At 41.4% G+C, this 8,271-nt stretch carries 5 protein-coding genes; all 5 read right to left on the bottom strand.

Features of this window, described 5'->3' with window-relative positions; all coding sequences use genetic code 11:
• Positions 1 to 306: 306 nt before the first annotated feature.
• The 5 genes from CVS86_RS05740 to nuoL are packed head-to-tail and all read right to left on the bottom strand — an operon-like array spanning position 307 to position 8,270.
• On the bottom strand, positions 307 to 1,035 hold the full coding sequence (locus tag CVS86_RS05740) for a HEAT repeat domain-containing protein (protein ID WP_107791261.1): 729 nt from the start codon (positions 1,033 to 1,035) through the stop codon (positions 307 to 309).
• Positions 1,036 to 1,041: 6 nt separating this feature from the next.
• The gene (locus CVS86_RS05735) at positions 1,042 to 3,411 is read right to left on the bottom strand and encodes a tetratricopeptide repeat protein (protein WP_107791268.1); all 2,370 of its coding nucleotides are present in this window, start codon (positions 3,409 to 3,411) and stop codon (positions 1,042 to 1,044) included.
• Positions 3,412 to 3,433: 22 nt separating this feature from the next.
• Positions 3,434 to 4,924 (bottom strand): NADH-quinone oxidoreductase subunit NuoN, encoded by a 1,491-nt coding sequence (gene nuoN / locus CVS86_RS05730; protein WP_107791260.1) that lies wholly within the window; start codon positions 4,922 to 4,924, stop codon positions 3,434 to 3,436.
• Entirely contained in the window at positions 4,921 to 6,432 is a 1,512-nt protein-coding gene (locus tag CVS86_RS05725) for an NADH-quinone oxidoreductase subunit M (RefSeq protein WP_107791259.1), read from the bottom strand. Before CVS86_RS05725 ends, nuoN begins: the two co-directional genes overlap by 4 nt.
• Positions 6,432 to 8,270 carry an NADH-quinone oxidoreductase subunit L gene (nuoL, locus tag CVS86_RS05720; protein ID WP_107791258.1) on the bottom strand — a complete coding sequence of 613 codons (1,839 nt, stop codon included), beginning with the start codon at positions 8,268 to 8,270 and terminating at the stop codon, positions 6,432 to 6,434. Before nuoL ends, CVS86_RS05725 begins: the two co-directional genes overlap by 1 nt.
• Between the last annotated feature and the right edge of the window lies 1 nt (position 8,271).

Here is an 8,271-nt window from a genome sequence, read left to right as displayed (position 1 = left end):
CTGCGTTGGATTCGAACCAACGGCCCCCTCATTAAAAGTGAGATGCTCTACCGACTGAGCTAGCAAGACATGATTATTTAAAAAAGAATTGAGATTATACAAAAAACATTATTATATGTCAAGAAAAAATTAAATTTTAAATCAAATTAAAGCTATTTTGTCCGCTATTTCTAAGCAAAAAATATAAAATTTTATTTTTAAATCTTCTAAATTTAAAGCCAAAATTTCTTAGAAAATCAAACCATTTTTACTTTATAATCCAACAAGCAAAACACAATCAAGCACACAATCTGCTTAACAGCAAATTTAATCCCTACCTAAAAACCTTACCGCCATTTTTCTAGCTTTTTCTATCTTTTCAGCCTCTTGATTTTGGACTGCGCTAGATGATATCCACTTTTTACCAAATAAAATTTGAGCTGCCTCTATCATAACTGCGCAGGCGTATGGCTCTTTTTCGCTAGAGATGCCTTGCAAAAATGCGGCTTTTGTTTTATCTCGCAAGATTGCTTGGCTGGCCCTATGAAATGACATCTGCATAAGGCTAGCTGCCGCCCAAGCCCTGCAAAGGCTATCTTTGCTACCAAGCATCTCGCTTATCAAAATTTCTATCTGCTCTAATGTGCCAACCCAACCAAGCGCTATTATAAGCTTGCGGCGAAAGGTATCATTTGTCCCAAAAAAAGAGGTTATTTGAGGGATAAGGCGGTCGCAAAATGCGGCATAAAAGTCTCTATGCTTAGATTTAGTGAGGATTTGCGCTATAAGATAGATGGTTTCTATTTTTAGTTTTTGATCGCTCTCCTTAGCTAAACGCTCAAACAAAAACTCCAGCCCAGCGCCTCCATGCCTGTCAAAGCTACTCTCTAAATTTAGCTGCCAGCCCTCTTGCCACTCTTTGCAAATGAGATCATAGTGATATGCTATCTCGTCACTTGCGCCCAAATTTGCTATAAATTTGATCCTTTTGCTGTCAGGAAAATTCTCTTTTTTAAGCCCCAGATACTCTCTTTCAAGATCATTTAAACTTAGCATTAAATTTTACTTTATCATCTCAAGTTTGGCTTTGCAGGCATCTTTGTAAGCACTTGTGAAATTTGAGCCAACACATTCATTTAGATATGGCTTAGCCAGCTTATACTGCTTTTGCCTGATGTAAATTTCACTTGCCAAATTTAGAGCATGCAGGCGGTCCTCTGGCTCAAGCTTCATATTTAATATAAATTTCGCCTCGTCAAGCGCCTCGTCAAGGTTATCTGTCTTTAACGAAGCCTCCGAATAGTCAAAATTTAGCTTTGGCGAAAAGGTATTTATCTTAGCTCTAGTTTGCAGCTCAAGCGCCTTTTTAGCGTAGGTTGCAGCGATAGCATAGTCGTTGCTCTTCATCGCGTAGTCACATATAGCCGCATACGCCTCGATGATCTTAAAGTCCTGCCCTCTTAGCTGCTCGATCGCGCTGATTGTTGAGACCGCCTCGGTAAAGCGCTTTAGCGCAAGCAGCGAGTAAAATCTATCAAAAAGTGATGGCGTAGGATCCGAGTACTCGACCGCTGAGCCAAGCGAGAGCGCGTCATTTGCCGCAGTGATCGCATGCTCGTAGTCTTTATTTTTATATAAAATTTTACTCAAATTTACCAGCCACTCGACTCTATCTTCTAAATTTTCATCCTTCACGTGCGCCTTGGCAAGCTCTAGCGCATCGTTGTAACGTGCCGTTCTAAAGTAGCAGTTAAATAGCTTAAACTGTGGCAAAGAGACCTTGCTCACATCGTAGTTTTCAAGTAAATTTACAACCGCCGTGCAGTCATCTTTGATGAAAAATTCTTTTGTTAGCTCAAGCGCAGCCTCATTTACTAGCTCCATCGCCCGGCTTAAATTTTCATCTTTTGCGAGGTTGTTGTAAGCCAGCGCATCGGCAAATTTACGCTCTTTTAGATCAAGCTCAAGCTCGCTAATTAGTGCCTTTTGGCTGATATTTGTGCCGGCATATTTTTCGATGAGATCTTTATATCTTGCGTGAAGTGCAGTGGCATTTTTGTCGTCCTCTTCAAAAAATAGCCCATCCTTTGCCTTAGCGACCTCATCGATATAATCGCCATATTTAAACTCTTTTTCGTATCTGTTTAGATACTCATACGCCCTTTTTTCATCTTTGGTTTTGGCTAAATTTAGCGCTAAATTTTTTAATGCTGCCTCGTAAAAATCCTTTGTCCTGTCGCTATTATTTACCAAAATTTCATAAATTTTAGCAGCCACGTCTGGCATATCTTTGCTGGCAAATGTATAGGCTAAATTCATCGATTTTGTCGGATCGTTCATGAAAAATTTTTCATTTGCATTTGCGATCTTTAGTACAAATTTCTTCGCCTCGTCAAATTTCTCTTTATCGATATTTGCGTCTGCTAGGCTTAGTGCAGCTCTACTTGCAAGATCGATGTCATTTGTAGAGTAGAGCACCTTTTCATAGTCGCTTAGCGCCTCTTTTTGCCTGCCTATTTTATATAGGTAGTCAGCATAATCAAGCGTGGCAAGCTTTGTAAATTTAGACTCTGCGTGCTCTTCACTTAGTATGTCAAGCATATATTTTGCATCACTTGCGATGCTATCTTTGAGGTAAGCTCTGGAGATGAGATATAGCACCTCAGAGTAGTTCTCATCAGAAGGGAATTTTCTTATCCAGGCTCTGCCCTCGCTTACGATATCTTTTGGCTCAAGCCCTTCAAACTCGCTCTTTGTCTCAAAAATTTTATCAAGTGCTCTTAGTCTAAAAAGCAAAAACTCACTTGAGAAAAGACTGGCTGGGTGCCTTTTCATCGCTGTTTGCGTATCTTTTACCACGCTTTCATAAGCGCCCTTTTCGTAAGCTCTTTTTATATTTATGTAGATGTCTATATCGTTGCTATCAAGCCCAGCGATAGGCGCTTTGTTAAGATCAAGCGCTCCGATGCTTGGACTTAGCATATCTCTAAAATCAGGCGAAAAATTTAGCCCAGATCTCTTTTTGCTGCTCTCCACCAAAGAGGTGTCGATGATGATACTAAAGTGCTTTGAGATGGTCGTCTTTGGCGTATCTTGCACGCTTGAGCTGCTGTAAAGCTCGGTTTGAACATTTAGAAGTTTTGAAGGCGCCTTTGGCATGATGACGATGAAGAGTTTGCCGTCTTGCTTTTTATATTTTATGTCCATTAAAGGCAGCGTCGTATCTTCGATCTTTGGCAAGATCCCATCATCGAGCATACAAACGTAGCGCTTCGTGTCATAGGCTAAAATTTGCTCCACACATTCAAATTCTTTCTCGTCGCTTAGCTGAAGGACGCTATAAGGCTTATTTGCGTTTGCGCCGCTGTTTAGGCTAAGGCTAAAGGCGGATAGATAAAGCGGTAAAAATAAGATGGTTAAGAGCTTTTTCATGCCGCCATTATAGTTAAATTTTCTAAAATCCTGAAGCAAAGACAAAATGCTCGATAAATTCCAAAATCGCCCCAGAAAATAAAAAGGCAAAGACTGTGCCAGCAACGGCAACTCCAACGATCACTTTTAGCGCCATCGAGACGTTTGAGATGTAGATACTTTTATCTTTTACGATAGGCTCTTTTAAAAACATAAAGACGATGAGCTTTAGGTAGTAATAAATGGCAATGGCAGAGTTTATCATGATGATAAGACTAAGCACGACGCAGTCAGACTTTATGAGCGATGAGATAAGCACCATCTTGCCCCAAAATACGCTAAAAGGCGGTATGCCAGCAAGGGCGATCATGAAAATTCCCATTATCACGGCGTAACTTGGCAAAATTTTAATAAGCCCTGAAAATTTCTCATACGGATGTTTAAAGCGCTTGTCCCAGCAGACGACGTCATCGCACCTTGCTACCCAAAGCATAGAAAATGCGCCCAAATTTGCAAACAAAAACATGATCCAGTAGAAAAACAAGGCGACATTTGCCTCGTGAGAATTTGCCACAAGCGCGCAAAGCACGACGCCAGCGTGAGCTATCGAACTAAAAGCGAGCATCCTTTTGACGTCTTTTTGCACTAGCGCCATGATATTTGCAAGGCTCATCGTAAGCACGGCGATGATGTAGAGCATATCTTTTATCCATGAAATTCCAGAGCCCTCAAGCATCGCAAAAATTCTTAACGCGACGATAAAGCCCGCCACCTTTGGCACGATAGACATATAGCCTGCTAGCGGGGCATTTGAGCCCTCATAAACGTCTGGGATCCATGTGTGAAATGGTATGAGCGAGAGCTTAAAGCCAATGGCTGATGCGATGAAAACGCAGCCAAGAAGGATTATTAAATTTTGATTTAGGCTAAGATCTTTTATGACAACGCCTATACGGGCGATGTCTATTGAGTTTGTTGCTAGATAAAACATCGCTATCGCCATCGCAAAAAAGCCAGCTGAGAGCGAGCCCATCGCGAAGTATTTGATAGCAGCCTCGACGCTTTTTGCCTTGTTGTGAAGGGCGATTAGGGTGTAGAGGCAAAGCGAGCTGATCTCAAGACCTAAAAAGATGATGAGTAGGTTGTTTGAGCTCACCATAAACAAAAATCCAGCGATCATAAACAAAAATAGCGCGTAGTACTCGTAAATTTTATACTCAAAATACTCTTTTGTGCTAAGTGCCAGCGGGATGAAAAGGGCTGAGGCGATTAGGATGATGATCTGCGAGATGATAGAAATTCCATCGACTAGGAGCATATCCCAAAAGCTTAGGCTAAGCCCGTTAAAATCAAGCGTAATGCCTAAATTTACAAATATAGCGATGATGCAAAATACGCAGTAGAAATTCCTCGAAAGATCCTTTTTTATCGCTCCAACTATGAGGATAAAAAGTGCAAAAACCATCATGCTAAGCATCGGCGAGAGCGATTGCAAAGATATCTCGTTTAGGTCTAAAAAGGCTATTTCGTTCATAGTTTGCTCCCGCCGTTTAAAGATGAAATTTTATCCTTTGTGCCGCTATTTACAGCTCTAGTTTGCATTTTGCTTATGATATTTTGCACGCTTGGCTCAAGCGGTTTTAGTATCAAATTTGGTGTGATACCAAGAGCGATTATGAGCAAACAAAGTGGCACAAGAGCTGCTAACTCTTTAAAATTTAGATCTTTAAGGCTCAAATTTTTCTCCTTACACTCGCCAAAAAAGACCCTTTTATAAAGCACCAGCATATAAACAGCGCCCACGATGATACTAAAGCCACCAAGTAGCGCAAAGAGCTTGCTTAGCTTAAATACGCCAAGTAGGCTCAAAAACTCGCCCACAAAGCCAATCGTTAGTGGCAGACCGATACTTGCAAGCGTTGCTATAAAAAATATAAGTGCATACTTTGGCATCACCTTAGCAAGGCCGCCAAATTCGCAAATTTCTTTTGTGTGAGCTCTCTCGTAGATGACGCCAACTAGCAAAAATAGCGCGCCGCTTACGATGCCGTGGCTTATCATCAAAAATATTGAGCCGCCAAGGCCTATTAAATTTAGTGAAAAAATGCCAAGCATGATGACGCCCATGTGCGAAATAGAGCTATAAGCGATCACTTGCTTCATGTCGCTTTGCGCGTAGGCAACAAGGGCTGCGTAGATGATCATGATGATAGCTATGACGCAGACAAAGCCACTTAAAAGCAGGCTCGCATCTGGAAAAAGTGGGAGCGAAAATCTCACAAAGCCGTAAGTGCCCATCTTTAAAAGCACGCTAGCAAGCAGCACCGAGCCGATAGTCGGAGCCTGTCCGTGCGCGTAAGGCAGCCATGTGTGAAATGGAAATAGCGGAGTTTTCACGCCAAAAGCAAAGAAAAATGCTAAAAATAGCCAAATTTGAGCATTTTCTCCGATGCCAAGCTTGTACCAATCAAGCAAGTTAAAGCTAAAGACGCCACTTTTTTGATAGCACAGATAGCCGATAAAAATGATCGCCACTAGCATAAAGACAGAGCCTAAAAATGTGTAGATGAAAAATTTAATCGCCGCGTAAATTCTATTTTTACTGCCAAATGCGCCGATGATGTAAAGTAGCGGTATGAGGCTAAGCTCCCAAAAGCTGTAAAATAAGATCATATCAAGCGCGCTAAAGACGCCCATCATCGTGCTCTCTAAAAATAGCACGCTAATAACCAGGTGCTTTAAATTTCCATCATCGCTAAGGGCTGCGATAGAGATGAAGCTCATAAATGCGCTAAGGACTATAAGCACAAGCGAAATGGTGTCGATGCCCACAAAATAGCTGATATTTAGGCTTGGTATGAGCGAGACTTGATGCGTTAAAACAAAGTCATAACCCTGAAAATCGACATTTACACAGATAAAAATGGCAAGTAAAAGTTCGATAAGAGCGATGCTTGCTCCATAAAATTTGATGCTTTTATTTTCTATCAAAAAGCCAAGTATTGCGCTTATGGCTGGGAAAAATATGATAACACTTAGCATTATTTGGCTCCGTTTAATAAAAATATAAAGCTTAAAAGCAAGGCAAATCCTGCGACCATAAATCTAAGCATGATGCTTAGATCTCCGCTTTGCATTTTGTTTGCAAGATATGCAAATTTAGTAACCAAAAGTGCGACGAAATCGACACTTTGATCAACTATCATCTCATCAAATTTCTTACAAATTTTAGAGATAAAAGCGTAGCCATTTATAAAAAATTTCTCATAAAATTTTGGGATAAAGTAGGCATTTTGCAAAATTTTGTAAACTTTACTTTCGCAAATGCTCTCTTTAAAAATTTCTTTTTTATAAGCAAACACAGCAAAGCCGGCGCTTGCAAGCACTAAAGTAAGCGTTAAAACGAGTAAGAAAATTTCACTGCTGTGAGATAAATTTAGCTTAAAATCCCCAAGGCTAGCACCCAAAAACTCGCTAAAGTTACTCCAGAAAAAGCCGCTGATGACTGAGAGCACTCCAAGCAAGCTCATGCCAACAAGCATGTAGTTTTTGGCCTCATGTGCGTGCTCCTCGCTCTTTGGCCTTGCAAAAAAGACTAGCATAACAAGCCTAAAGCTATAAAATGCCGTAAGCACCGCGCCAAAGAGCAAGACGGCCCACAAAATTTGATCTTTGCTAAAGGCGACTTCTAAAATTTTATCTTTTGAAAAAAAGCCAGCAAATGGATAAAATCCAGCCAGTGCGCAGCTTGCGATGATAGAAAGTAGCGCGGTTGGCTTCATAAATTTATAAAGTCCGCCCATTTTTTTGATATTTAGCTCGTCGTTCATCGCGTGCATAACGTTTCCAGCGCACAAAAAGAGCAAAGACTTGAAAAATGCGTGCGTGACAAGGTGAAAAAGTGCGATCTTGTAAGCACCAAGACCAGCGGCTACAAACATATAGCCAAGCTGCGAAAGCGTCGAGTAAGCGACTATATTTTTAAGGTCATTATGCACTAGCGCGATGCTAGCGGCAAATATCGCTACAAATGCGCCAAGGCAGGCGATAAAGTGCGATACTTCAGGCACGTTTGCAAAGATGAAATTTGCGCGTATGACTAGATAGACGCCAGCTGTTACCATGGTCGCAGCGTGGATGAGTGCAGAAACCGGCGTTGGTCCCTCCATGGCGTTTGCAAGCCAAGTGTGAAATGGAAACTGCGCGCTTTTACCCATGGCGCCTATGAAAAGAAGTGTGGCGATGATGCCTAAATTTAGCCCAGAAAGGTCGCTTCTAGCGTTAAAAACCTCGCTAAATTTAAGCGAGCCAAAGCTATAAAATATATAAAAGATGCCAACAAGCATGGCAAGATCAGCCACTCTGTTCATCACGAAAGCTTCGTTTGCAGCGACGTTTGCGCTAGGTCTTTTATACCAAAAGCCAATGAGCAGCCAAGAACAAAGCCCAACGCCCTCCCAGCCGATAAATAGCCCTATGAAGTTATCGCTTGATACAAGGACGTTCATGCAAAAGACAAAGAGCCCAAGGTAGCTAAAAAAGCGGTTAAAACTCGCGTCATCTTTCATGTAGCCAATGGAGTAGATATGCACGATGCTAGCGACCACGCCCACGGTGCTAAGCATCACAAGGCTGATCGCGTCAAGGTAGAAGCTAAAGCTAAGATCAAGCGAGCCTAAGTTTATAAACTCTTTTAGGGTTAAATTTAGTGGCTCATCTACGCTAAGACTAGCCGTTAGCATGAGTGAAGCTGTGGCGCTAACGATCATGAGAAGCGAGCAAAAAAGACCGATAAATAAATTCTTACTGCTATGCGAAAAGATGCCAGCTATAATGAAGCTAAGAAGTGGGAAAAATAGCGAAATACAAAACAAAATCATC

This window comes from Campylobacter concisus, assembly GCF_003048605.1.
Lineage (GTDB): Bacteria > Campylobacterota > Campylobacteria > Campylobacterales > Campylobacteraceae > Campylobacter_A > Campylobacter_A concisus_BM.
This window is presented reverse-complemented; position numbering and strand designations above follow the sequence as displayed.

Bases quoted from the DNA above. Each gene is read 5' to 3' on its own strand.
- CVS86_RS05735 (WP_107791268.1), bottom strand. From the start codon at position 3,411: ATGAAAAAGCTCTTAACCATCTTATTTTTACCGCTTTATCTATCCGCC.
- nuoN (WP_107791260.1), bottom strand. From the start codon at position 4,924: ATGAACGAAATAGCCTTTTTAGACCTAAACGAGATATCTTTGCAATCG.
- nuoL (WP_107791258.1), bottom strand. From the start codon at position 8,270: ATGATTTTGTTTTGTATTTCGCTATTTTTCCCACTTCTTAGCTTCATT.
- CVS86_RS05740 (WP_107791261.1), bottom strand. From the start codon at position 1,035: ATGCTAAGTTTAAATGATCTTGAAAGAGAGTATCTGGGGCTTAAAAAA.
- CVS86_RS05725 (WP_107791259.1), bottom strand. From the start codon at position 6,432: ATGCTAAGTGTTATCATATTTTTCCCAGCCATAAGCGCAATACTTGGC.